Below are 26,935 nucleotides of genomic sequence, written 5' to 3' on the forward strand. Positions count from 1 at the left end.
GGAAATTCTTTAATTTATAGGAGAGTGAACATCCTTGGACAAATTCTTCAAAATTTCCGAGCGTGGCTCGAACGTCCGCACAGAGATCATTGCCGGTCTCACGACGTTCTTCGCGATGGCTTACATCGTAGTCACGAACCCGAACCAGATTGTTAGCTTCAACCATCTGGCTCCGGATGCCGACCCGGCCTTCCAGCAGATTTGGAACGCTGTGTATGTCGCATCCATTCTGGCAGCAATCATCGGTACGCTGCTGATGGCTCTGTATGCGAAGATGCCGTTTGCACAGGCTTGCGGCATGGGTCTGAACTCCTTCTTCTTCGTATCCTTCATTCTGCCGGAAATCATCTCCGGCGGCGACGTCATCAAGGGCTACCATGCAGGCCTCGTCATCATTCTGGTTTCCGGTATTGTCTTCCTGCTGTTCTCTGTCACGGGTCTCCGCGTCAAGGTTGCAAAGGCTCTTCCGGACTGCCTCAAGAAAGCAATCCCGGCCGGTATCGGTCTGTTCATCGCTTTCCTCGGCTTCCAGAATGTCGGCATCATCCAGACTAACCAGTACACGCTCGTTCAGTTCGTCGATATCCACGGCGCACTGAAGGCAGGCGCATTCTTTGCGGATGTTGAAGGTGCAAAGGCATTTATGCCGGCTATCCTCGCATTCCTCGGTCTGCTCGCCATTGCAATTCTTGAAAAGCACAACGTCAAGGGCGGCGTGCTTATCAGCATCGCAGGCATTTCCGTTCTGTACTATCTTCTTTCCGGCACGACCCCGACCTTCGACATGAGCCAGATCGGCCAGACCTTTAAGGATTTCGGCTCCATCGGCATCACCGGTGTGTTCCAGGCTGACGCTTGGAAGCGTGCGTTCACAGGCTCTGAGCTCGGCGGCATCTTCTCCGCAATCATGCTCATCGTTACGTTCTGCCTCGTCGATATGTTCGACACCATCGGCACCCTGTACGGCACCGCTTCTCAGGCAAACATGCTGGACAAGAACGGCGATCCGATCAACGTTAACCAGTGCATGACCAGCGACTCCGTTGCAACGGTTGCGGGCGCTGTTTGCGGTACTTCCACCTGCACCACGTTCGTTGAGTCCGCTGCTGGCGTTGGCGCCGGCGGCAGAACCGGCCTTACGAGCCTTGTTGTTGCAATTTGCTTCGCGGTTTGCCTGTTCCTCAGCCCGGTCGCTTCTCTTGTTCCGACCTGCGCTACGGCTCCGGCACTCATCTATGTCGGCGTTCTGATGATGAAGGGCTTCGCAAAGGTCGATATGTCCGACCTGCGCAGCGCGGTTCCGGCGTTCCTCGCTCTCATCATGATGCCGCTGACCTACTCTATCTCCAACGGTATCGGTATCGGCGCGATCGCTTATGTGCTCATCACGCTCTTCACCGGTAAGTACAAGAAGAACGACATCGGTATCACCATTATCGCTGCGCTCTTCGTCATTAAGTTTGTCTTTGTTACGATGTAATTCGTACATAAAACGAACTTTAGCTTGAGATAACATAAGAGGCGCTCGCTTGTGATTTTTCACGGCGGGTGCCTTTTTTCGTTTTATTGCGCGGTTTTGTCCTGCTATACTTTGGGCATATCGAAAGAGTAAAAGGAGCAGGCGATGAAACAGGCGGATAGTTTGCTTTTAAACGCGTTGAAAGCAGCGATACATAACGAAAAAGCGGCGCTCGGTGTGCTGCCGCAGGAAACACAGACGGAGCTTTTGCGCCAGGCGGTGCGCCACGGCGTGCTGCCGCTTGTTCTTGATGCGTGCGGCAAGGCACTGAAAGCTGCGCGTCAAATGGCGTTTTGCCAAACGGCAGAGCAGATTTTGAAAACGCAGGTATTTTTACAGCTTTACAGCAAGCTGCGCGAAATGAAATTGCATCCGCTCGTGCTGAAAGGCCCGGTGTGCGCTGCGCTGTACCCGAAGCCGGAGTTGCGGCTGTTCTCGGATGTCGATTTACTGGCGGTTTCGGGTGAATTTGACCGCACACGCAATGCCTTATTGCGGCTCGGCTGCCGCACAGCAGGGGAGAGTGTCGATCCGCTTGAACAGACATTTTACCTGCCCGGCAGTCCGCTCGTTTTAGAACTGCACGGCGCGGCGTTCCCGGAAAACGATGCGTACGGGCACATGAAAGCCTTTTTTGCGCATGAAAGGCTGCGCACGGAAACCGTTTCCGTGCAGGGCGAAGAAATTTATACGCTCGGCGCGAACGAGACGTTTTTGTACCTTTTGTGCCACAGCTTAAAGCACTTTCTGCACGGCGGGTGCGGCATCCGCGCGGTGTGTGATTTGCTGTTGTTTGCCGAAAAGCATGAAAAGGAGCTTGACAAACTGTATTTGCGCCGCTGCTGCGAAAAGCTTTCGGCACTCGAATTTTTGACGGCGCTCTTTGAAATCGGCGAGAAATATCTCGGCTTTGAGAAAACGGAAAGCTTAGCGCTGCTTCGTGTGCACCCTGCGCCGGATGAAACTGCGCTTTTAGAGGATATTTTGGCAGGCGGCGTGCACGGTGCGGCAGAAAAGAGCCGCTTGCACAGTGCGAACATGACGCTGCACGCGGCGGCTGTGCAGAATACAGGAAAACGCGAGCGCTTTTCCGTACTGCGTGCGGCGTTCCCCTCTGCAAAAGCGCTGCATTGCGCGCCGCATAGCTTGCCTGCCGCATGGGGAAGGCGTCTTATACGCTACGGTAAGGAAAACATTCAAAACCGTACGAGTCTTAGAAAAAGTGTCGAGATCGGCAAGCGGCGTGTGGCGCTCCTCAAAACATATCACCTCATAAAATAAGCCGGCGGCTGCGCCCAGCTCGGGTACAGCCGCCGGTGCTTTATTTTTGATTAACGGATGCGGAACGTCTTGATCTCATACGGCTTGATGGTGAATTTGAATGTACCGCCTTCGACCGGGACATCCGTGAGCGCATTCTCCTGCAAGTCACACTCCGTAACGGAAGCGATGGGGCGGTTCCAATGCAGTTTTGTCGTTGTGCGGGCGTTTTCACATTCGTACAGACGCACGATCACGCCGTCGCCGTCTTCCGCCTGCTTGACGGTTTCCAAAATGACGTTTTTGGCGTCCACACTCGCGAGAGAGTACGCTTCGCCTGCTATGCCGCCTGCGGTGGCGCGCACAGGCTGATTCAGGAAGTACGCCTGCGCTACGGTCTCCGCGCTGCGCCATGTTTCGGCGTGTGGGTAGAGCGCGTAGGTGAATACGTGCATCTCCTGATCGGCGACAGGGTTCGGCTCTGTGCCGGATTTGATGAGCGTCAACGCCATTTCGCCGTTGTGCACGGAGTGACCGTATTTGCAGTCGTTTAACAGGCTGATGCCGTAGTGACCCTCGGAAACATCGATCCACTTTTGGCCGCAGCTCTCAAAGCGTGCCTGATCCCAGCTCGTGTTCTGATGTGTTTTGCGCGTCACGTTGCCGAACTGAATCTCAAATGTTGCTTCGTCCGTGTGTACGTCCATCGGGAAGTGGGCTTTCAGGAGGTGCTGGTGCTCTTTCCAGTCGACCGTCGTCTCAAAGTCGATGCGCGGGCACGCGGCGTAGAAGTGAATTTTCTGGCAGATGACCGAACGGCTGACCTTGCGCTCAATCTCGAGAGTTGCGCGCACGGGGCCGCGTTCCGTCCATTCCATGCGCTGCACGTCGGTGACGTCCCAGAATTTCTCCGTATAGTAGCAGTCGATGTCCCAGTTGTCGTAGTGCATCGGCTTGTCCTCGTACATGCGCATCAGGTTCGCATATTTGCCGGGCTGCACGGTCTCGCGGTCGTTTTTGCGGTCATAAAGGCGCGTGATGAGCCCGCTTTCATCAAATTCAACCGTGTAGAACGGCGTCGTGATCGTGCTGCCGTCAATGTGCAGCGTGTTTTCAAAGCTGCCTGCTTCGACCGGCGCAAAGCACTTGTAGCCCTTCGGCGGCAAGTCGGGCAGGAACGCCACAGCACCGTTTTCGGTCTGCTGCACGGGATAAGTATTTTTGCCGTCGGAAAGTGCATTTGCGGTGCAATTTTCAAGTACAACGATATCGCTGCGCGTTTTACCCGTCGTATTGAACACCGTGATGCCTTCTCCCTGCGGCGCAAGCACCTGCATGCGGTCGGCAGAAAGCGCAGAGATCGTCTCCGCCATCGCATCGTATTCCTTTTTCGTCTGCTCGTAGACCTCGTGAATGGCGGTGCCGGGCAGAATATCATGGAATTGATTCAAAAGCGTATTTTTCCACAAGCTGTCGAGCGCTTCCACGGGGTAGGGGAGCTGCGGTGCTGCCAGTACGCTCAAAAGCTCCAAGTCCATGAGTCCCAGCTCTGTTTTGCGGTTGCCGCGCTTGTTGCGCGCCATGGAGGTGTACGTGCCGCGGTGATACTCGAGGTAGAGCTCGCCCTCCCACGTGGGCAGACGGTTGCTGTCTTTTACGCGCTCGTTCAGCTCGTCAAAATATTGCCGCGCGAAGACCTGCCGCACCTTCGGGATGCCCAAAACGCCTTTTTCCATGCGTTTGCTCGTCTCCAGCATATCGCGGGTCGGGCCGCCGCCGCCGTCACCGTAGCCGTAAGCGATGAGAATATCGTTGTTGATGTCTTTGTTTTGGTAGCGTTCCCAGCCGCCCATAATGGCATCCGGGTGCAGCATGCCGTTGTAGGTGGTGAAGAAGTTCTGCACGTTTTGGCCGATGCTGAGCGTGGTGATGAAATGCGTCAGCACTTCGCTGCCGTCAATGCCGCGCCACTCAAATGTATCGAACGGCACTTCGTTGAACTGGTTCCACGAAAGCTTCGTCGTCATAAAGTAATCGATGCCGCTCTTTTTCATGATCTGCGGCAGCGCGCCGGAGTAGCCGAACACATCCGGCAGCCACAAAATGCGGTTATCCACGCCGAATTCCTCGCGGAAGAAGCGCTTGCCGTGAATGAACTGGCGCACAAGGCTTTCGCCGCTCGTCAGGTTGCAGTCGGCTTCCAGCCACATGCCGCCCTCCGGCTCCCAACGCTTTTCCTTCACGCGCTCTTTCAGGCGCGCATACAGCTCCGGATAACGCTCTTTTAAGAAATAATAAAGCTGCGGCTGACTGGACATGAAGTGATAATTCGGGTATTCATCCATAAGCTTCAAAACCGTTGCAAAGCTGCGCGCGGTCTTTTCACGCGTCTGGGCGACCGTCCACAGCCATGCCACGTCGATGTGCGTGTGGCCGATGCAGCTCGCAATCACGTCGTCGTGTCCCGCAAGGTCGGTGTAGACCGCTTTTTTTAGATATGCGGAAGCCGCGCGCACGGAAGCGTAAAATTCCTCGCTGTATGGCGTGCGCAGGTCGAGCAGGTTTATGCCTTCGTTCAGCGCGTTTTCCAGCAGCATGCGGTTTCGGTCTTCCTTTTCCATGCGCGAAAACGCCTCGACCGGCACTTTCAAGTCATAATACAGCGCTTCAATCTCCGGGTCAATCTCCTGAATTTCCATAAAGAGATTGAATTCGTTGTGGATGGTGCCGGTGTACGCTTGCAAGTCGAACACAAGCTTTTCGCCGGAAATCGCTTTCGGGGAAAGCAGCACGTCACGGTGATTCATGTCCATGCCCTGCACGGGCACGTTGTTCACAAACAGCAAAAACTGCGGGTTTTTGCCGTCGTCCCCTTCGATCTGCGTGCGCACATTCAGCCACATTGCCTTGCCGTTAAGCGCTTTCGGCACGGTGAATTCCGTGCGGAACCAATAGTGCTCGTCCGGGCCGTACCAGTGCATGGTGCGGCTGTCAAACGACGTCCACGGCGGCGTAGCGGCATCTGCTGCTTCGGGGCGGATATACGTGCCCTTTTTGCAGATAAGGTCGGTCAGCGGAATGCGCTGCACGATGCGCAGACGGTAAAGCTCATCACAAATGCGCTCCACACGTTTAGCGAGATACCTCATAGTTGCAACTCCTTTTCTATAGCGGTTTGGGGGTTCGTAAAGACTGGTGTTTTTGACTTGATTTTAGCATAATAAGGTACGGAAAACAAGATAAAACGCACAGATTCTTCCGGCTTTTTACACATTGGAATTGTCTTTACGCACACGTCGCGTCGAAAATGCAGAAAAACAAGTTATTTATGCACAGAACACAAAAAATAATTGAAAATCAGCGGAAAGTACGCTATACTAAATCTATAAAGCAGAGCGTATTTTGAGAAAAGCAACGGTGGCTCAGCCCCGAAAAACAGCGGTTTTGGAGTGCCGTATTCAAATCACATCACATAGAAAACAGAGGAAAAAATATGCGAAAAAAGGCTTGGATCCTTTTGCTTTTTGCCACGCTTATGGCGCTGCTTTGCGCATGCAGCGATACGGCACAGCAACCGGAGACGGAAAAACCGAAAATACGTATCGGCGGCACAACGTATGCGCCGTATTTTTACCGCAATATCGGCGGCCACTATACCGGCATCGACGTGGAGATTGCCGAGGAAGCCTGTGCGCGTATCGGGTATGAGCCGATCTTCGTGGAGCTCGATATCGACAAGGGCTTTGAGCTTTTGAATGAAGACTATGTGGATTGCCTTTGGTGTTGCCTGACGATGGAAGGCAACGAAGATAAGTTTATTTGGGCAGGGCCGTATATGTACACGCAGCGCGTGGTCGTGGTGCCGGCGGACAGCGAGATTGAAACACTTGAAGACCTTGCCGGAAAGTGCGTGGCGGTGCAGGCCGGCTCTATAAGCGAGGAGATCATTTTAAAAGGGCTGAACCCGAATTTGCCGGAGATTACGGACCTTTCCACATTCAGCACGATGGGCGAGGTGTTTACTTCGCTGCGCAAGGGCTATGCGGATGCGGCCATCGGGCATGAAAGCTCGCTGAGATTATATACGGACGAATACCCGGACGGCTACCGCTACCTCAACATGAACATGTACAGCGACGCCGTGGGCGTGGCATTTAAACCGGACGGCGATGCAGTACTGGCGGAAAAGCTGACGCAGACGCTGCTTGAAATGCGCGAAGACGGCACAATGGCCGCTATTGTGAAAAAATATGGGTTAGATGCCGAAAAAAATGTGAACGGAGGTACCGAATGATGCCGAAGTTCAAGGGAAAAACAAAACCGAAGCTCCATAAGCCGAGCATGGAAACGGTCATGCGGTGGATGATCACGCTTCTTCTCGGCTTTGTTGTGCTGCTGCCGGTATTTGCAGGCGTAACACAGTATGAACAGAACAAGGCGAAAGCGGATGTTGAGGACGTACTCGCTTTTATGCAGACGAACTGCCGTAAGTACGACAACTACCGCTTGGCCAATACCACCGAAGCGCTGCAGGATATTTTGACCAAAGTCAAAACACTGACGGCGTACCGTTACGAAGAGGAAGATGCGCTTTTAAACGAAAATCGCTTACAGCACTATGCGAAATTTCAGTATTTGACCGGCATTTTTGTTTTGGATGAAAATTTCTCCGTGCTGGCTCATTACGACAAAGCGGGCAAGGATGAAAGTCTGCTGCTCAGCCAGATAATAGGGGACAAAAATGCGGCGGATATTTTGCACTATCCGCAGAAAACCTATGCCGACCAGATCTGTATAAACGACAATACGTATAACTACGCCATTTCCGCACGGCAGGATAAACCGGGCCTCGTTATTTGCTATACGGATGTCACGCGCTTTCAAAACGATAAAAATGAGCTTTCTCTCTCCAATATGCTGGATGCTGAAATGTTCCGGCAGGATGTGACCGTCGTCATCACGGACGGCATGCGCGTTATCAGCACGAATTGCGAGCAGCTGGAGAACACGCTTGTGCAGTATTATCCTATTGCTGACGTGCTCGTTGGAGGGGAGCAACTTACACCGGACACATTGCTGCAATTAAAAAACGACAGCGGCACATGGTACGGTATGTTCACCCAGTACAGAGATTATTATTTGTATGCCTTTTTCCCGAGTCGCGTAGTCTACGCAAGTCGCCGCGGTTGGATGCTGCTGTTTACGGCAATCTACCTGTTTTGCGGCATGGGGTACCTTATTTGGCGGCAGTACAGTAAAAAGCGCCGCTTACTGCGTATGGAAAAGGAATATCACCTTGTCAGCGCCATTTCGAGCATCTACCTGTCAAACCTGCTCATTCACCCGCAGGATGATACATGGGAGCCCATTGTGCAGAGTGAGCGCATGAAAGCAATCACAAACGGTGTTTTAAGCGCAAAAGCCATGCTGGAAAAGTTTAACACCGAGTGCGTAGCCGAGGCGTACCGGGAGGAATTCCGTGCGTTTACGGACCTCGATACCGCTCAGCAGCGCTTAGAGGGCAAGGCTTTTGACGGCTTCACAATGGAAAATGTGGAGGGCAAGTGGTACCAGCTGCTTCTTGTGCCGCAGCGCCGCTTTACGCACCGGGAAAAGCCGAGCTCACTCATGCTTTTGTTCCGCGATGTTTCGAAGCAAAAGGAGCGCGATATGGAATATCAGGAAAACCTGCGCCGCGCAGCAGAGGAAGCTACCCTTGCAAACGCCGCCAAAACGGATTTCCTGCGCCGCATGAGCCATGACATCCGCACGCCGATCAACGGCATCCGCGGCATGGTACAGATTGCCGACCGTTTCCCGAATGACGCGAAAAAGCAGGCGGAATGCCGCGCAAAGATTATGCGGTCTTCGGATTTTCTTTTAGAGCTTGTAAACGATGTGCTCGATATGAGCAAGCTGGAATCCGGCGAAATGCAGCTTGAGGAAGTGCCGTTCAATTTGAACGAGCTGCTGCACGATGTGGGCACGCTGCTCTCCACGCAAGCGCAGGCGCGCGGTATTACGTGTACCCTCACAATGGAAGATAAGCGCGAAAAGCATGTCATCGGCAGCCCGCTGCATTTAAGACGGATCTTTCAAAACATCGGCGGCAACGCCATCAAGTATGGCAGAGCCGGCGGCTATGTACATGCTACGTGCAGCATCGTTTCACAAACAGAGAACACCGTTCGCTACCGCTTTATCTGTGAAGATAACGGCTGCGGCATGAGCGAAGAATTTCAAAAGCATATGTTTGAGCCATTCTCGCAGGAAAATTCCGGTGCACGCACTACGTATCAGGGTACGGGGCTCGGCCTTTCCATCGTGAAAAAACTCGTCGATGCCATGGGCGGCACCGTCACCGTGGTCAGCGAAAAGGGCGTGGGCACCACATTCATCACGGAGATTCCGCTGAAGCTCGACCCCGCGGCGTCTGATGCCGAAAAGCCGGAGGAAGAAATCGATACCACCGTGTTCCGCGGGCTGCATGTGCTGCTTGTGGAGGATAACGAAGTGAACATGGAGATTGCGGCGTTCCTGCTTGAGGACAGCGGCGCCGAGGTCACAAAAGCATGGAACGGCGCAGAGGGCCTGGAGAAATTCAACGCCTCGGCCCCGGGTACGTATGATCTCATCTTAATGGACATCATGATGCCCGTGATGAATGGTTTGGAGGCGGCAGAGAAAATCCGCGCGCTCGACCGCCCGGATTCAGAGACCGTACCGATCTTCGCCATGACGGCAAACGCGTTTTCCGACGACGCCGCCCGCAGCCGCAAAGCCGGTATGAACGAGCACCTCACAAAGCCGCTCGACCTTGAAAAGATCACAAAAGCGGTGCGCAAATATTGTAAGAAAAACAACCGGTAAAAGCCATAAAACGGCGGTGTGCCTGTAAAAGCGGTTGCGCCGCCGTCTTTTTATGAGCTGCGGTGTGCCTGCTCCAATCAAAAGCACCACTGTGCAGAAACTTCACAAAATGATTCTGGAAATAGAATATATTCCTGTGGGAATTTTCTCCACGAGAAGGTTGAAATCATAGTGTTGATATGATAAAATAATAGCGCAAATTTTGCAATTTTGCCGTTTTATGCAGAAAAAGAGAATTTCAGACGCGGCTTTCGCATTTTAAGCATATAAAATCGCTCGATTATGCGAAAAGCAGCATAAATATACGAAATACGAAGCTCGGTTTAGAAAGGGAGGACGTTCCATGGCTTATATGCGACTTGGCGATCTGCTGATCGCGGCTGGTGCCATTACGCAGGAGCAGCTTGAAGAAGCGCTGACCATTCAAAAGCAGACAAAAGAGCGTCTCGGCGATGTTCTGATCGAAAATAATATCATCACGGAGCGGCAGCTCATTGAAGCACTGCAAATGCAGCTCGGTGTCGATTTCATCGATTTAACGGCGATCTCCATTCCGTTGGAGCTCGCCAAATTTGTGCCGCGCGCCATCGCGAAAAAATACAACGTGGTGCCGGTAAAGCTTGTAAAAGACGAGCTCTTTGTCGCCATGAGCGATCCGCTGAACTTCGTTGCGCAGGAAGAGATTAAGGCCGCTTCGCATAAGCGCGTTGTGCCGATGATCTCCACGCGCCGCGCGACCGAGCAGGCCATCGGCACATTGTACGGCAGCGAAGGCACGGCCCGCGCCATTGAAGAAATGAAGCGCGAGGTCGGCACATCCACACCGGATATCGTACCGGTGCAGATGAACCAGACGGATGCCGGCAACGCGTCTGCCGCGCCAACGATCCGCTTTGTAAACTCCGTCATTGAGCGCGCCTTTTTGGAGCGCGCGAGCGACATTCACCTTGAGCCGCAGGAGGGCGAAATGGTGGTGCGCATGCGTATCGACGGCATTTTGAGAAAGATTTTGACCGTGCCCGCAAATTTGCAGAGCAACGTTATTTCCCGCCTGAAGATCATGGGCGGCATGAATATTTCCGAGCGTAAGATCCCGCAGGACGGCCGTGCCATGGTGCAGGTGCGTCACCACGAGATCGACCTGCGTATCTCGTCCATGCCGACGATCTACGGCGAAAAGATTGTTTTGCGTTTGCTCGATAAATCCGGGCATACGATCACGAAGCAGTCCATCGGCCTTGAGGGCACAGACCTGCAAAAGTATGATGCGCTGCTCAAAAACAGCAGCGGCGTGATTTTGATTGTGGGCCCGACCGGTTCTGGTAAATCCACGACGATGTGCGCCATGCTGCAGGAGCTTGCAAATGAGGAAACGAACCTCATGACGCTGGAGGATCCGGTGGAATACAACATTCCGGGCGTTAACCAGTGCCAGATCAACGAAAAGACCGGCATGACGTTTGCGACAGGACTGCGCGCCATCTTGCGTCAGGACCCGGATGTCATTTCCGTCGGTGAGATTCGCGACGGAGAGACGGGCGCCATTGCCATTCGTGCTGCTATTACGGGCCATTTGGTGCTTTCTACTTTGCATACGAACGACGCTGTTTCCGCCATCGACCGCCTGGTCGATATCGGCGTGGAGCCGTACCTCATTTCCAGCGCGCTGCGCGGCGTCATCTCCCAACGCCTTGTGCGCAAGGTCTGCCCGCACTGCAAGAAGGCGTATAGGCCGGAGGCGGAGGAGCTTGCCATGCTCGGCCTGCCGGAGGACGCCAACGTGCAGTTCTACCGCGGCGAGGGCTGTCAGGAGTGCTACCACACCGGCTACAAGGGCCGCCGTGCCGTCTTTGAAATCTTCATGCTCAACGGGCGCATTCGCCGCATGGTTACGGAAGGCGCAAAGTACGATGCGCTTTTAAGGGCAGCAGAGGAGACGAACTTTGTCACGATGCGCGAAAATTGCCGTAACCTTGTTTTGCGCGGCGAGATCAGCGCAGCGGAAGCCGCGCGCGCCATCAATTCCACAGCGGATTGACATTCTGCTGAAAATCTGTTGAAAACTTGCTCATAACTTTCGGAAAGGACGCAGTCGCCGCGCTTCGGCGATGGTTTTAATATGCTTGAAATCAGCGAGATCATCGCGCAGGCGCAGCAAAAAGGCGCTTCCGATATTCATATTGTCACCGGCCTGCCGGTGAAATGCCGCATAGACGGCAAGGTGCAGAACCTCACGGAGAAAGTCCTCACGTGGGAAGACTGCGAATACTACGCAAAATGCCTTGCGGGCGACCTTTTCCACGAGATCGAATGCATCGGCGAGCTTGATTTGGCACGGACGTTTCCGTGCGGAGCGCGAACCAGAATCAACCTGTTCCGCCAGCAGGGGGCGGTTTCGGCGGCGATCCGTATTTTGGCGGATACCATCCCGGAGATCGAGGCGCTGAATTTGCCGCCGGTCGTTTCCGAATTCCCGGAGTACCGCAGCGGCATCATTTTAGTCACGGGTGAAACGGGTTCCGGCAAATCCACGACGTTGGCGGCGATTTTAAATCGCATCAACCATACGCGGCGCAGCCACATCATCACGCTGGAAGACCCGATCGAGTACATCTACGAGCCGGATCAGTGCATCATTAACCAGCGCGAGATCGGCAAAGACACCAGAAGCTACGCAGACGGCCTGCGGTCTATCCTGCGTGAGGACCCGGACGTTATCCTCATCGGCGAGATGCGCGACCTCAATACCATTGAGACCGCATTGACGGCGGCGGAAACGGGCCACTTGGTCTTCGCCACCCTGCACACAAACTCCGCAGCGGATTCCGTTGACCGCATGGTGAACGTGTTCCCGGAGGGGCAGCAGCGTCAGATTCGATTGCAGCTTTCCACTACGTTGCGTGCGGTGCTTTCGCAGCAGCTGTTGCCGAAGCGCGCAGGCGGCCGGGCGGCGGCGTGCGAAGTCATGATGGTGAACAGCGCCATCAAAAATTTAATCCGCGAGGGCAAGACCCCGCAGATTGACAGCTTCATTACCATGAACGCGCAGGACGGCAGCATTACGATGGATAATGCCCTGCTGAAAATGGTGCGCGAGGGCACCGTAACGTATGAAACGGCGCTCGGCTACGCCAGAGACCGAGAAGCGTTTTCCAAGGGAAGACGCGGCTAAATTTAGGAAGAAAGCGAGGGAGCGGGCTTGACGACCTATAAATACAAAGGGCTTTCCCCGGACGGCGCAAAGCTTTCCGGCGTCATCAAAGCGTATAACGAGTTTGAAGCGGTCGCGCAGCTGCGCGAGACCTGCTCCGTCATCACCAAAATAGAAGAAGTCAAAGAGACGCAGAGCTGGAACAAACAGATCGGCACGAAGAAAATCAAAGACAAGGAGCTTGCCATCATTTGCTCGCAGTTCGCCATCATTTTGACTTCCGGTCTGCCCATTGTGCGCTGCGTGGAGATGGTTGCGGCACAGGCGCGCACCAAAGAACTGCAAAAAATGCTGAAAAAGGTCGCGGAGGACGTCTCCGGCGGTTACAGCCTTGCGCAAAGCTTTGAAAACAACGCTACGGGCTTTCCGACCACGTTTATTGAGACCGTACGCGCGGGCGAACAGTCCGGCACACTGGAAGAATGCTTTAAAAAACTACATAAGTATTACGATAAAACCGCTAAAATGAAAGCGAAGATCATCAGCACGCTCACGTATCCGGCAATTGTCATTTGCGTCGCCGTCATCGTGTTCATCATCATTATGGTGGTAGCCGTGCCGGCGTTTACAAGCGTGTTTCTGGAGCTCGGTACCGAGCTGCCGGGCATCACAAAGGGGCTCATCGCAACGTCGGATTTTCTCACGAACTACTGGTGGTCGCTTATTTTGATTGTGCTCGCGTTCTTCATCGGCAGGCTTCTGCTGAAAAAGAACGAAAAGGGGCGTGCGTTCCTTGCGGAAAACAAGCTAAAGCGCTCACCGCTCAAAAAAATGCACAGTCTGAACGCCGCTTCGCAGTTTGCAAGCACCATGAGCACCATGCTCACGGCGGGCTTGCCGATTACGAAAGCGCTGGAGGTCACGGCAAATGTGGCAGATAACTACATGTTCGCGGTGTCCATCCGCAAAGTGCGGCAGGGCGTGGAGCAGGGCCGCAGCCTGGTGGACTGCATGAACGAGATTCCGTATTTTCCAAAGCTGCTCACCGAAATGGTGGGCGTGGGCGAACGCTCCGGCAACATGGAAGAAACGCTCACCGTCATCGGTGATTACTTCGATAACGAGGTCTCGGTGTTCACGCAGCGGTTGCTCTCTATGTTAGAGCCGGCCATCACCATTGTTTTGGCGGTCGTCACCGTCATTTTGCTGCTGGCCGTTTACCTGCCGATGTTCACCATGTATGGCAGCATCGTTTGATTTATTTCGCTGTACCCCGTCGGCGATCCAACCCGAACCGGCGGAATACATAAATTTCGATGGTGAACCCCCAAAAGCACATCTTTGGGGCGAGCAAAATTTCAATGAATTGGAGAATGGTTCTTATGATGAACAAAATGCGTAAGATGAAGAATAAGAAGGGCTTCACGCTCATGGAAATGCTGATTGTTGTTGCAATCATCGCAATCCTCATTGCTATTGCTATCCCGACCTTTGCTTCTTCTCTGAATAAGGCAAGAGTTGCAACCGACGAAGCTAACATCCGTTCCGGCTATGCTGCTGTTATGACTGAGATTTTGACCGATGAAGCTCATAATGTTGAGGGTAGTACAACTGGTACTACTCCTGCTACCTTCACGCTGAAGAAAGATGGTACTGTTTCCACGACGGCTGGCGATGATGCATATACCACACAGGGTAAACCGTCTGATAATGTTGAAATTGCAGGCAAGTCTGTAAATAAGTGGGAAAAGGGTCAGAATGTTACTTACACATATCACTATGATACCAACACGATTGATATCAAAGTTGGCGCTGGCACTGGTGACTAATCTCGCCTAATCAGCGTTTTTTACAACTCTTAATTGAAACAAATCTATTGAGGGGGCCGGGGGTTGCGGCTCCCCCGCGATTTGTTCATTTGATTTTTCACTTTAGGTTTTCATAAAAAGGGGACGCAGTATGCTTTGGGTTTCACCGGCGATTACAATTTATATTTGTGTGCTTACGGTGGTGCTCGGCGCGTGCATGGGAAGCTTTCTCAACTGCATGGCGTGGCGTATCGTCCACGGCGAATCTGTTTTACACGGGCGCTCGCACTGCGACGTCTGCGGCCACGTGCTCGGCGCGGGAGATTTAATTCCCGTTGTGAGCTACATTATCCACAAAGGCCGCTGCAAATACTGCGGCGCAAAGCTCTCTGCGGGACATGTCTTTGCGGAAGTGTTAACGGCGCTTACGTTTTTGCTGCTCGTGCTAAAATATGATATTTCGCTCCAAGCCCTTGAATACATTTTGCTGGCGTGCCTGCTGCTCGCCGCTGCATTCACGGATTTGGAGGGGTATATGATCCCGGACCGTTTCATCGTGACGGGGATCGTCGTGCGTGTTGTTTTCCTGTTTTTGCAGGGGAATGTGCTCGAAAACCTTATGGATGCGCTGCTCGGCGGCTTCGCCGTTGGCGGCGGTTTACTGCTCATCGTGCTCTTATACGAAAAAGTGCGCCAAATGGAAGCCATGGGCGGCGGCGATATTAAACTGCTGTTCCTCACCGGCTTGTTTCTCGGCTGGCAGCGGAACATTCTGTGCCTGCTCATCGCGTGCGTGCTCGGCATCGTCTTCGCGTTTATTTTCCCGGAAAAACGTACCACAGGAGACGGGGCAGAGGAAGAAGACGGAAAGCTTTTTCCGTGGGGGCCGTCCATCTCGGCGGCAGCGATTCTCACGCTCCTTTGCGGCAGCGAGATCATCGGCGTGTATTTGAGCTTATTTTAACAGAAAGAACAAAAGCTTTACAGCTTGACGGATAGGGATAAAGAAGAAAGCGAGGTGTCTGTACCATGCCCGGACAAATCACGGCATTCGACATTGGTGAGTGCATGGTAAAAGCCGTATGCTTTACAGGCGGCAAACTGAAAAAGGTTATGGCAAAAGAATTGCCGGATAATATGGTCTCCGGCGGCGAAATCGTCTCCATGGACGCCATGGCGGATTTTATCAAGGAAATGGCGAAAGAAAACGGCATCTCCCGCGGTGCGGCGGCGGTCATTCTGCCCGGCACGCTGGTGTTCACCCGCAACGTGACCGTGCCCGCCATGACGGACGGCCAACTGTTGTATAACCTGCCGTTTGAATTTAAAGATTACCTGACGCAGGAAAAGAATAAGTATTATTTCGACTACGCCGTGCAGGATACGGTGAAAGACGAAGAGGGCAATGTGAAAGAATTGCAGCTTTTCGTTTGCGCCACCTTAAAAAGCACCGTGGAAGAATACCGCGCCATGCTGCGCCGTGCGGGCTTCAATTTGAAGGTCGCCATGCCGGAGGAATGCGCCTACGCTGCGCTGACGGAGGATTACATGCAGCGCACAAATGCGCCCGCGGGCAGCGATTACTGCTTTGTAGACCTCGGCCACAACGGCATCCGTATGCACATTCTGCAGGACGGCAATTTCACCACGAAGCGCTCCGGCGACCTCGGCCTGCGCGACCTTGAGCAGACGATTTCCGATGTGCGCGGCGTGGATATTCACATGGCACACGCACACATTTTGTCCGATTACAACGACGTGCTTTCCGAAGACGTGAGCGCCGAGCTGTTTAACCGCATGGCGATCGAAATCATGAAGGCCGTCAACTTCTATAATTACAATAACCGCGAGCGCTCGCTCCGGAGAATTTATCTTTGCGGCGGCGGTGTGGCGGTAGATCAGATCCGCGCGGCCATCTGCCGTGTGACGGATCTGGACGTACATAACGCCGAGGAGCTGCTTCCTCAGCACGACGCATTGGAAGCGGCGTGGCTTTACATCAAAGCGATCGGCTGCGCGCTGCAAAAGTAAGGAGGCGTTGGAATGAAGCTTGAACTCGGCATGGGGAACGGCGCCAAAAAGCCCGTAAAATACCCCACCAAAAGAACCGTCAACCTTGCAAAGCGCGAGTCGCACTCCCAAAGCGTCATGACGCTTTCTATCGGCACGGCGGTCATTATCGTGCTTGTGGTGCTCGTCGTGAAATTCGGCGTACTTGACCAGCTTGCGCGCCAAAGTGCCGCAGAAAGTGCTTACAACACCGTGCATGCCCAGTATACCGAAATGCAGAGCGCCGTGGAGAAATACCCCGAGGTCGAAGAGGAGTACCGCACCTATTCCAGAAAATGGATGCAGCAGGAGGATTCCGGCGCGTTCGTTTCTGTGGACAGACAGGAAGTGCTTGACCTCATGGAGAACTATCTGCAGCCCTACGGCACTATAAAGGCCGTCACCATTTCGGACGACGTGATGATTGTTTCCATGTCCGGCTTGAATCTGCAGGAGATTTCCGCCATGTTTGAGATTTTACAGCAGCAGCCCATTGTAAAGGCTGCTGACCTTACAATCGCCTCCACCGAAAAAACGGCAGGCGAAGACCTCGATTTCTCCGTGACGATCACATTACAGCCGGCTGACACGGCGGAAGGGGAGGCCACAGCATGAAAAGAGCCTTTACAACGCGCGAAAAAGTGATGCTGCTCGTCCTCACCGTGCTGCTCATCGTCATCGCATATTTTAAGCTCATCTTGGAGCCCATCAACAATTCCATCGACGAGTATCAGTCCGAAACGGCCGCGGAGCAGGACGAGATTTTGCAGAACACCGCGCTTTTGACGCGCATGAGCCAGATGCAGAAGGAGCTCGAGGAAATCTATGCCGAGGGCGACCCCACGCCCATCCCGAATTATGACAATTCCGGCAAGCTGCTCGTTGAGTTGAACAGCATTCTTTCGGCTTCCGTCGATTATTCGCTGGATTTCGGTCAGGTCTCGGCACTGAACGATGGCTACATCATGTGCCGCCCCATCAACATGGCCTTTACAACGAACACCTACGCCGAAACGCGCGCCATCATTGATGCGCTGCATAACAGCGATTTTACAAACCAAATATCGGACATCAGCGTGCAGTTTGAAAATTCCGGCAGCTCCGGCAATGTGCAGGTAAACCTGTATATTACGTATTTTGAACTTCAAAAATAGCTGGTGCAACACAGGCCGGAAGCTGTTTTTTGCTTGCCGGTTTTCTGTGTTTAAAAAGACTTATACTGTTTTACGGTTTCCATATTTTTCTCAGGAGCAAAACGCATGAATTTTTCACGGGATATGAAGAATTTGAAAAATAGAAGAAAGGGGAAAGCCGGCTTTACCATGTCCGAGCTTTTGATCGTTGTGGCCATTGTCATCGTGCTGTTTGCCGTGGCGGTTCTCTCGCTTGTGACGATCCGGAAGAATCTGCGCCAAAAAGAACTCGACAGTAAAGCGGAGATCCTTTACGTTGCCGTGCAGAATCGCATGTCCGAGCTGCGCGCCGGCGGCTACGAAAGCCTTTATCAGTACGATGAAAAAAAGGATAACGGCGTTGCAAAGGTTGGTCTCATTCCGCTGGATGCTCCCGAAGAAGATGCGGAAGACGCCATCACAAAAGACACGCTCTGCTACGTCGTTTCCGCAGACCGCGTGGCGGTCGGCAAGGCGGCAGCTTCCGTTCTGCCGGAATCTTCCGTAGATGCCGAGCTTTGGAACAACCACTGGGTTATCGAGTACGACCCCGAAAGCGGCAGTGTGTACGGCGCGTTTTACAGCGAAGAGGAGATCACAAGCGGTGATGTCTCCACCACGCTGCCCACATACTTAAACCGTATGCGTGTGCGTCAAACCCGCCTGCACAACGGTGCGAAGATCGGCTACTACGGCGGTGCGCGTGTGATCTCCGGCACAACCGACACTCTAAAGCCGGACATCTCCATCGATAACCGCGAGAAGCTGACGGCAACGTTCTACTGCAACAACCCCTATGCCGATGAGCTGACGTTCAATATCAAGGTTTCGGACGGCCGGAACGAATATGTAAAGGTCGTAAAATACAGCGAGCTTCGCCAGCTGAACAGCAAAACTTGGTACTACACGTGGGTTATGGATAGCTTGGAAAGCGAAAAGACGCGCTTCTATAATCAGACCGACCATAAGCTTGCGTGCGGCACAGACATCACCGTCACGCTTTCCGTAGAAAGCCAAAACGCCAATGTGGACGGCAAAAGCTACACCCGCAAAACGAACAGCCTGTTCCGCTATGCCGAAGGCACCCCGGCCGGCACGGCGCTCATCGCCTACGGCCGCCATTTGCAGAATTTGGACGAGGCCTCCCATGTTTCCAAGACGATTACCAGCGCCGTGCAGGTCAGTGACCTTTCTTTTGCGGATGATACCGCCGACAACGAAGACTGGTATTCCTTTTACCGCGACACCTTTACGCCCATCACAAATAAGTATCTCAAAAGCTATGACGGCTATTCCGAGGTCGATAACGTAAAGCTGTATTCCTCTATCTCGAATTTGCATATTACAGATACGTCTAAGAGCGATGTTGGTCTGTTCAGTACATTTAACGGTGAGATCAAAAACGTGACGCTTACCGGCATGAGGATTGATAATGGAGGCCAGAACGTCGGTGCGCTCATCGGTTCTGTTTCCGATACCGTGAAAATCACAAATACCCGTGTATACCTCAGCTCCAAAAAGGGCGACCTCGCAGATATCGAAACGGTCGATTCCCCGGAAAAAGTGAAGCCGTGGCTCGAGGGTAAAGTCGTCGGCGGACTTATCGGCATGGTGACGAAAACGGGCAGCGTATCCGTTACGGACAGCTCCGCGTCTACGGTCATTCGTGCAGACGGCGGCGCAGCAGGCGGCCTCATCGGTGCCGTGTATCATGCGGCAACGATAACCGATTCCTATGCGGATTGCTATTTGACGGCAGCCAGAACGGGCGGCCTTATCGCAAAGGCAGAGGGCGGGTCTGAAGTGGCCGCAACGGGAACCTCTATCACCTTAAAGGATTTCTATGCAGCGGGTTACCAAACGGCGACCGTCGATGCTTTCGGCTTAGTAGGCGGCTCCAATGTGAACGCTACAGGCGGTTATTCTGCGTGTGTTTACAATGTTGAAGAAAACGCAAAGGTTCATTCCACGGTCAATGCAATGGGCAGTGCCTCAAAGGTATATTATCTGACAGACGGCGGTCTTTCCGAAGGCGGCACAAGCAAGTGGGAAAACGACAATCAAACCAAGCCGAAAACCTATAAAGAACTCAGTGAATCGGGCTTTGCAAAAAAAGAAATCTCCGAGGCGTTCACGTCGTCCTCCGGCGCGGCTACGTTTCCGTATAACTTGATGGATCAGGGCCTTACGTATTACACGTATCCGCGCCTTGAAAAGCTGAACCACTACGGCGACTGGCAGGCGGAGTTTGAATCCGGCGCACTGGTTTATTACGAGCGCTACGAAGACGAAACTTACGGCTTCTACGGCGCGAACCTTTCCACGCTCAAAACGAGTAAGTTTGTCGTCGGCGACGGCTATGCGCTGGCGTATATCGAAAAGAAAGATGCGACCGATAACGTTACCGTGACGTATGCAAACGACCAAACGGCACGGGTATCGTTTGGTAGCGCAATTGAAACGACTGACGACGCGACAAATACGAAGTATTATCTCTATCCGCTCTCAAAAGAGGTCGTCAACACCAAGTATATCGACACCGCAGAGCCGGATACATTCTACCAGAAGATCACGATAGAAGACACCGCAAACAACACGAATACGGAGTATTACTACAATCCGCATTTCGCAAAAACGGTGACGGTCAACGAAAATAAGCCGCAAGCGCCGGAAACGGTCTGCATCCGCTCCGCCCGCCAGCTGTATGCGTTGAGCCTTTACTACCCGCAGTATGCGGATGCCGTAAAGGACAGTGTGTTCCGTCAGGAACTCAACATCGATTACAGCAGGTATGAGTGGACAAAATATGATGACGTTGTGCCTGCAAAGATTAGCACACAGGCGCCGATCGGCACAGGGGATAAACCGTTTACGGCTGTGTATAACGGCGGCTGCAATACGATAGGGGAAATTTCCTTTAAAGCAAAATCCCTTTACATCGGCATGTTCGGTTATACGTCGTCCGCTGCCGCGGTGCGCAATGTGTTCCTTGTCGGCGACGGCAGTAACACGGTGGCCTATGTCAATGCGCAGGGCGGTAATTCGGCTTCCGGCAGTGCGTCGCGCGTCAGCATGGGCGTGCTCGTCGGTTATAACCGCGGCACGGTTTCAAACTGCTCGGTTTCCGGCTATACCATGGAGTATTACGGTTACAGCGCCAGCACGGCTTCGCTCGGCGGCTTTGTCGGCAGCAACTACGGCACCATCCGCAACAGCGCTTCGGACTGCCCGTCCATTCGCTTTGCAAATACGAACTCTAACACCTATGCGGGCGGCTTTGCGGGCGTGAACCACGCCTCTGTTTCGGATTCCTACGCGCTTGGCAGCATTCAGGTGCGCGGCGCGCGAAACAGCACCGTGTGGGTCGCGGGCTTTGCGGCGAACAACGCCAGCGGCATGATTCGCCGCAGCTACAGCGCTACGGCGCTGACAGCTTCCGGCGATGCGGAGTCCTACGGCTTTGCGCATACCGGCGGTTCGGCATACCAGTGCTATTATCTGGACGGCGGCACGTATTCGTATAGAGGCACGCTTTATGCTTACAACACCTCCACGAACGAATTCAAAGATAACGCGGCGGGTGAGCCCCTTACGGGCAGCGAGCTGCAAAACAAAACAATCAGCAATTTCAAAAAGGCAGATTGCACCTATAATGCCAAAGAAACGACCGGCGATTATTATATCTACCCGGCAGTCGTGCGCAATGCAGCAGGGAAGACCGTGCATTACGGCGATTGGCCCGTGCAGAAGGACATCGGTACGCTCGGTGTGTTCTACTGGGAATATGAAGACAGCGGCAGCAACAGCGGCTACCACTTCAGCTACGTGGGCACAAGCCAGGGCAATGAAATTTCCAGCGCAAACAACGACATCTTAAAGGGCGATTCTCTCTGTGAAGAGCACGACGACGGCGGCGTTGTAACGCATTACGGCTACGGCTATTTCTATGCGAACAGCAATAATTTGAAGACTTTATTAAGTGCTGTATACTTCAATGAAAACTTCATGAGCGTTGCAGAAAATGCAAAAGCCGGCGAAGCGCTCGGTAAGCAGATGCCCGGCTATACGTTTGTCGCATATGAAACCGGCGAAGACAAAATGTATTTGACCGGCAGCAAAGCAAACGGCACATGGTGGCTGGATTACGGCAGCGGAACAGATGCTACCGTATACATCTACACCGTCAACCCGTTCTTTGCAAACTCTATGAGCCTCGATAGCTCCGAAGTACAGAACAAAATGACAAAAACAGGTGACGTCGAACCCGGCGCCAACGGCAACGCTTACGAGATTCGCTCCGTCTCGCAGCTGCAGTTTATCAACTGGAATTCCGGAAAGCACAATACAAGCACCTCCATTGTGTCTCAGAACAAATGGGATTGGAATACGTTTAAGGATAAATACACGTATCAGGTTTACGGCGATACTCGCACGGTATCGGGAAGCGGCAAAGAGCTGTATTGGAATCAAACACACGATTTGAATGCTTCCTCGGAATACCGTACACTCGGTAAGACCAATAACTTCACGCCTATCGGAAGCATGTATGATAATGCAGGCGATACAGCAAAAGCTGATCCGACAATGTCATATTTTGCTTCTCATTATGACGGACAGGCATATACGATCAAAAATGTTGAAATTCACAGCAATGCGGAATGTGTTGGTATTTTTGGCATCACGGTCGGTGCAACGGTTAAAAATGTGGTCGTATACTCGAATGAAGGCAATGTAATCGAAGCCGCAAAAGACGGTGTGAGCTGGTATTGCGTTGGCGGTCTTGTCGGCTTTGCGGCCGGCAGAGACAATCCTGCAAGTGTATTTACAAACTGTACGGTTTCCGGCTATACCATTCAGGATAACCATGCAAACGCCCCGGGTTGGGGCGGCGGCAGTGTCGGCGGCCTTGTCGGCATGACAAACATGAATATTACAAATTGCTCCGCTGTAACAGACATTATTATCAATATCGGCTATAATGGCGGTTATCAAAATCTGCGCGTCGGCGGTATTGCCGGTGTTTCCCGCGGAACAGTGAATTATTGCTATGCCGGTGGTTCCATGAGCAGCATATCTTCTATGGGGTACAAAAATTGGAATGCAGGTGCAAATATTTGGATGGGCGGCTTAGTCGGCGGTATCGTTTTGCGCAATGACGGTCTTGATAGCTTGATAGGCACAGTCAAAAATGTCATGAGAGTTTATAATTCTTATAGCTATGTTGACATGCCAAGACGCAGTGGTGGTCAGTGGGGAGAAAAAAACATTATTAAGAGTACGCAAGCAATCGCTTCTAATGGTGAAATGCAGCAGGCATTTACTGCTGTTAATAATGACTATATTGAGATTTATAATTGCTATGCGCTTGAGTCTGCCGTATTAGAGACAGACGATTATCGTGCATATGGCAAAAATCCTCAAAGTTGGAGTGACCTAAATCTCAACCGGACTTTGGATTGGTATGACCGTAGGATTATGTTGTACAACGATTCCACCCCGTACTTAACGTATGCCGAAATGCAGAGCAGCGATTTCTTAACGAAACTGAACAAGAACTACCAGTCCGGCTCAAGCTATAAGAGCTTCTCCACCGTCACCATCACCGAGCAGGGGCAGAACATCGACGGCAAATATAGCTTCCCGGGCAATGATACGGCGCTGCAGGGGCTTAACTATCCGTTCCCGACGGTTCTGACACAGACCGATATCTTCGGCAGCACAGTCAATTTGCATTACGGCCGCTGGCCGCGCATCGGTCTCTTATGGGAAGAAAATTCCCGGAAGCTCGACCTGCTTGCGGATATCAAAACGAAAGCGGAAGACAGCACTTTGAACGACAACGAAGACGGCAAGGCGCTTTTGCAGACACATTTGCTTATCGCCAGCAGCGACGTAGATACGAGCGCAGTGCCGCCGGAAATCAAGCTGTACGACGAAAACAGAAACGAACTCACAAACGATAAGGCCGCAGCAACAGTCAGCCGCATTGTGTATAATCGTGAGAATAACTGCTACGATGTCACATTCATCGGGCAGAATGTCGGCACGGTCGTCGCAGAGGCGAAGCTCGGCAATTACATCGCGCGCCTTACAATCGAAGTTACGGCATCGCTCAAGCTGGAGGCTTCTTCTACGAACATTTCGGTTTATTCCGGCGACACCGATACGATCACGCTGACCGTAAAGGACGCAAACGACAAGCAGCTGCTTGTCGAGACCGAAAAGACGCTTAGATGGGAGATTGCTGTCGATAACAACGGCGTGCAGCAGGATGTCATCGAGTGCAGTAAGGACGATATCAAGCTGAACGCAGACGGCACGTTCTCCTTGCCGCTTACCGGCTTTGCTGCGGGCGAAGCCACGGTGAGCATCACGTGCACATATCCGTACGGCGCGGCAACTGCCGCGGAGCCCGCAAAAGAGGTCACGGCTACGCTGTATATCAGCGCTACAACAAAGCCAAGTGATGTGCTTGGCCTGACAAACGGCAGCGTCTATAACCAGATTTCTTTGCCGCACACGCCGAAAAAATCCACGACCTCCTACACCGGTACGACCGTTGAATACCCGGAAAACCGCCCCGCCATGCAGGGAAGTGCGCTGTTCCTCTACGCAACGGATGCGTATACCGATTTGAAAGGCTTTACGGTCGATCAAATCGAGATCACCGCAGGGGAAACGACCTACACCGTGGGTGAAGACGGCATCACGACCGATGAAAATCACACCTACAAAGTGACGGTAAACGATAAGTGGACGACAGAAACGAACGACACGAAATTCCAATACCGCGCTGTAAAGGTGGAATCCGCCGCGGCAGGTGAGATTACCCTAAAGATCGTCCTCAAAAACGGCGACGTGACCTACAACCTCATCACCCCGTACACTATTGTTTCCAATGAGTATAAGGTGAAGTTTGTAACGGTAAACGGCGATTCGGTGCTGGAGAAAAAGGTATCTTACGGAGAAAAGCCGACGTTAACGGAAGAAGAAAAGAACAAGTTGGCAACAGCTATTTTAGGCTATACGTTTGACTTTGATAATCTCCCCGAGATCTTCGCAGATACCGAGATCAAGGCGGTTCCGAACACCTATACCATCCAGTTTAATGCCAACGGCGGTTCGGGTACGATGCCTGCTGTTTCGTATGCTTATGATAAGATTCAAACGACGGACAGCCTTCCGCAGAATACGTTCAAAAAGGGAGCATCCACCTTTAAGGGTTGGGCGTTTGATGCTTCAAGTACAACGGCTGATTATACAGATGCAAGCTTGATCGGGAACATCATAGGTTCTATGGCGATGGAGAATAAGACCGAACTCACTCTCTACGCCGTTTGGGAAGATACCGCAGCAGGCGGCGAGACCGTTGAACCGTAAATCAACAAAAAGGCAGGTGCCGAAAATGCAGGCGATCCGCAGAAAACTGAATAGCCAAAGGGGCGCTTCCATGCTGATGGCGCTGCTGCTTATGCTGGTCGGCATCATGGTGAGCGCGGTCATCATCTCCGCCGCCACCAGCGCCGCCGTAAATAAGCGCTCGGAAAAAGAACAGCAGCAGGCCTACCTCGCGGTCAGCTCTGCCGCCGAGCTCGTGCGCGACGATTTCCAAAGCCTTACGGGCCGGTATAAAGATGTTACGACCACGGTGACGCATGCGGATGGAACGACCACTACGACGAATGATACGATAAAGGCCACATGTGCGGTGGGAGATATGATCAATGACATCGGCGCACGGTTTATAGGTGTGAACACGACGTCCACTTATGCAAAGACCTACACGTTCTCCGTAGACGGTTATGAAGATGTATCGGCAGAAATCCTTGTATCAGTCGGCACCGGCAGTGACGAAAGCAGCAAGGTGTATAACCTCACTGCAACATTCACAAACGGTGTGGGTTCCGAACACCCCTGCCGCATGGTGTTGACTATGGAGGGCAAATTGACGGAGGAAAGAACCTCCGGCGATACGGGCTCCACGCAGGTCGTCACCCGAACACTCGAATGGAATAAGGCAAAGCTGCAAAAGGAGGTAACGGGTTGAAAAAGCTGCGTTCACAAAAAGCGGAAACACTGGTGGAAACGCTCATGGCCATCGTGGTCGTGGTGCTCGTTATGCTTTTTCTCTCCACCGCAGTTTCCACGGCATCCAAGGTAAATGCCAAGGTGCGCAAAACCGATGTGGCTTTAACGTATAAGAATGCCGTCAAGGGCAGCGAAACCAAAACGCTGATCATTAAGGATAAAAACAGTGCCACAAAAATCATCCATGTTCAAGTCGATGAATACACAAGCGAAAACGGCTACACGTATTACAGGGAAAGCAAAGAGCAGGGGGCGGGAACTTGAAGCTGAAAGATAAAAAAGGCTTAACGCTCGTGGAAATGCTCTGCACAGTCGCCATTTTGGTGCTTGTCAGCATGGTGATGGTGTTGGGGGTGCAGCTCGGCGTGCGCTCCTACGCAAAATCCGTTTCATATTCGGAAGCGCAGGTACTGTGCTCCACGCTTACGACCACCATCAGCGATGAGCTGCGCTATTCCGGCACACTGAAAGTAGACGGCAGCGGCAGCGTTACGGGCTTTTTCAGCCAGCAGTTCGGCAGCGGCGATTACACCGCGTTTACCACTACGCCGGAAGGGCATGTGCAGCTTGGCGGCAAGGACATTCTGCCCGCAAAGGCGTACCCCTACGGTATTAAAGCTGAGGTAGGAAGCTTAACGTATGACGATGTTACTGCCCTTTTCACAGTGCAGCTGAGCGTAAAAGACAGCGAAAATAAAAACACGCTGGCCGAAACCACCTTTGAAGTGGAAAAGCTCAATGTGACGACCGAAGACACCGCAGAGGGCCGCGCCCGCGCCGAAGACATCCGCAATACAGAAAACTGAGAAACACCGCGCCAAACGGAATGCTCCGCAGGCGCGGTGTTTTTGCAATAAAGAATTTGTATACGCTTTGTTTTTTGAAAAGTATGATTTCATGCGATTTTTCTTGCGATTTTTCTTGCACGTAAAAAGCAAATATGATAAAATAGAAAAACAGTGTATTTAAATAGTGTTCTTTATTGTACAGAATAGATAGAATTGCTGCTTTTTATCCA

Annotated in this window: 17 protein-coding genes; 16 read left to right on the forward strand and 1 reads right to left on the reverse strand. The window is 52.6% G+C overall.

Annotation, left to right across the window (positions count from 1 at the left end; all coding sequences use genetic code 11):
- Positions 1–34 precede the first annotated feature (34 nt).
- Positions 35–1,480 (forward strand): NCS2 family permease, encoded by a 1,446-nt coding sequence (locus tag ACLTX1_RS09580; RefSeq protein ID WP_308449652.1) that lies wholly within the window; start codon positions 35–37, stop codon positions 1,478–1,480.
- Positions 1,481–1,624: 144 nt separating this feature from the next.
- Entirely contained in the window at positions 1,625–2,800 is a 1,176-nt protein-coding gene (locus ACLTX1_RS09585; RefSeq protein ID WP_308449653.1) for a nucleotidyltransferase family protein, read from the forward strand.
- A 50-nt stretch (positions 2,801–2,850) separates the two neighbouring features.
- On the opposite strand, the gene ACLTX1_RS09590 is transcribed toward ACLTX1_RS09585, so the two are convergent.
- Positions 2,851–5,928 (reverse strand): alpha-mannosidase, encoded by a 3,078-nt coding sequence (locus ACLTX1_RS09590; RefSeq protein ID WP_308449654.1) that lies wholly within the window; start codon positions 5,926–5,928, stop codon positions 2,851–2,853.
- Positions 5,929–6,272: 344 nt separating this feature from the next.
- Between ACLTX1_RS09590 and ACLTX1_RS09595 the strand changes: the two genes are divergently transcribed.
- The 14 genes from ACLTX1_RS09595 (at position 6,273) to ACLTX1_RS09660 (ending at position 26,723) form a co-directional block, all read left to right on the forward strand.
- Complete coding sequence (locus tag ACLTX1_RS09595; protein ID WP_308449655.1) at positions 6,273–7,073, forward strand: ABC transporter substrate-binding protein; 801 nt, start codon at positions 6,273–6,275, stop codon at positions 7,071–7,073.
- Positions 7,070–9,649 (forward strand): ATP-binding protein, encoded by a 2,580-nt coding sequence (locus tag ACLTX1_RS09600; RefSeq protein WP_412330853.1) that lies wholly within the window; start codon positions 7,070–7,072, stop codon positions 9,647–9,649. Before ACLTX1_RS09595 ends, ACLTX1_RS09600 begins: the two co-directional genes overlap by 4 nt.
- A 343-nt stretch (positions 9,650–9,992) precedes the next feature.
- The gene (locus tag ACLTX1_RS09605; RefSeq protein ID WP_412330854.1) at positions 9,993–11,687 is read left to right on the forward strand and encodes a GspE/PulE family protein; all 1,695 of its coding nucleotides are present in this window, start codon (positions 9,993–9,995) and stop codon (positions 11,685–11,687) included.
- Between the two features lie 81 nt (positions 11,688–11,768).
- Complete coding sequence (locus ACLTX1_RS09610; protein WP_176820317.1) at positions 11,769–12,821, forward strand: type IV pilus twitching motility protein PilT; 1,053 nt, start codon at positions 11,769–11,771, stop codon at positions 12,819–12,821.
- Between the two features lie 27 nt (positions 12,822–12,848).
- Positions 12,849–14,057 carry a type II secretion system F family protein gene (locus ACLTX1_RS09615; RefSeq protein WP_308449658.1) on the forward strand — a complete coding sequence of 403 codons (1,209 nt, stop codon included), beginning with the start codon at positions 12,849–12,851 and terminating at the stop codon, positions 14,055–14,057.
- 173 nt (positions 14,058–14,230) lie between these two features.
- On the forward strand, positions 14,231–14,629 hold the full coding sequence (locus tag ACLTX1_RS09620; protein WP_373367782.1) for a hypothetical protein: 399 nt from the start codon (positions 14,231–14,233) through the stop codon (positions 14,627–14,629).
- 130 nt (positions 14,630–14,759) lie between these two features.
- Complete coding sequence (locus ACLTX1_RS09625) at positions 14,760–15,572, forward strand: prepilin peptidase (protein WP_412330855.1); 813 nt, start codon at positions 14,760–14,762, stop codon at positions 15,570–15,572.
- 65 nt (positions 15,573–15,637) lie between these two features.
- Positions 15,638–16,639: a pilus assembly protein PilM gene (pilM, locus tag ACLTX1_RS09630; RefSeq protein WP_395506538.1), complete on the forward strand. Its 1,002-nt coding sequence runs from the start codon at positions 15,638–15,640 to the stop codon at positions 16,637–16,639.
- A gap of 12 nt (positions 16,640–16,651) precedes the next feature.
- Complete coding sequence (locus ACLTX1_RS09635) at positions 16,652–17,272, forward strand: hypothetical protein (RefSeq protein ID WP_412264390.1); 621 nt, start codon at positions 16,652–16,654, stop codon at positions 17,270–17,272.
- A complete protein-coding gene (locus ACLTX1_RS09640) occupies positions 17,269–17,811 on the forward strand; it encodes a hypothetical protein (RefSeq protein WP_412264392.1) in 543 nt (180 codons plus the stop codon). The genes ACLTX1_RS09635 and ACLTX1_RS09640 overlap by 4 nt, the downstream gene beginning before the upstream one ends.
- Before the next feature lie 105 nt (positions 17,812–17,916).
- Positions 17,917–25,209, forward strand: coding sequence for a type II secretion system protein (locus ACLTX1_RS09645; RefSeq protein ID WP_412330856.1), 7,293 nt, complete (start codon positions 17,917–17,919; stop codon positions 25,207–25,209).
- A complete protein-coding gene (locus tag ACLTX1_RS09650; protein WP_412330857.1) occupies positions 25,199–25,876 on the forward strand; it encodes a hypothetical protein in 678 nt (225 codons plus the stop codon). The genes ACLTX1_RS09645 and ACLTX1_RS09650 overlap by 11 nt, the downstream gene beginning before the upstream one ends.
- Positions 25,873–26,181 (forward strand): hypothetical protein, encoded by a 309-nt coding sequence (locus ACLTX1_RS09655; RefSeq protein ID WP_308449665.1) that lies wholly within the window; start codon positions 25,873–25,875, stop codon positions 26,179–26,181. Before ACLTX1_RS09650 ends, ACLTX1_RS09655 begins: the two co-directional genes overlap by 4 nt.
- The gene (locus ACLTX1_RS09660) at positions 26,178–26,723 is read left to right on the forward strand and encodes a prepilin-type N-terminal cleavage/methylation domain-containing protein (protein ID WP_308449666.1); all 546 of its coding nucleotides are present in this window, start codon (positions 26,178–26,180) and stop codon (positions 26,721–26,723) included. The genes ACLTX1_RS09655 and ACLTX1_RS09660 overlap by 4 nt, the downstream gene beginning before the upstream one ends.
- The last annotated feature ends 212 nt before the right edge of the window (positions 26,724–26,935 follow it).

The organism is Hominenteromicrobium sp. (genome assembly GCF_046974225.1).
Classification (GTDB): Bacteria; Bacillota; Clostridia; order Oscillospirales; family Acutalibacteraceae; genus Hominenteromicrobium; species Hominenteromicrobium mulieris.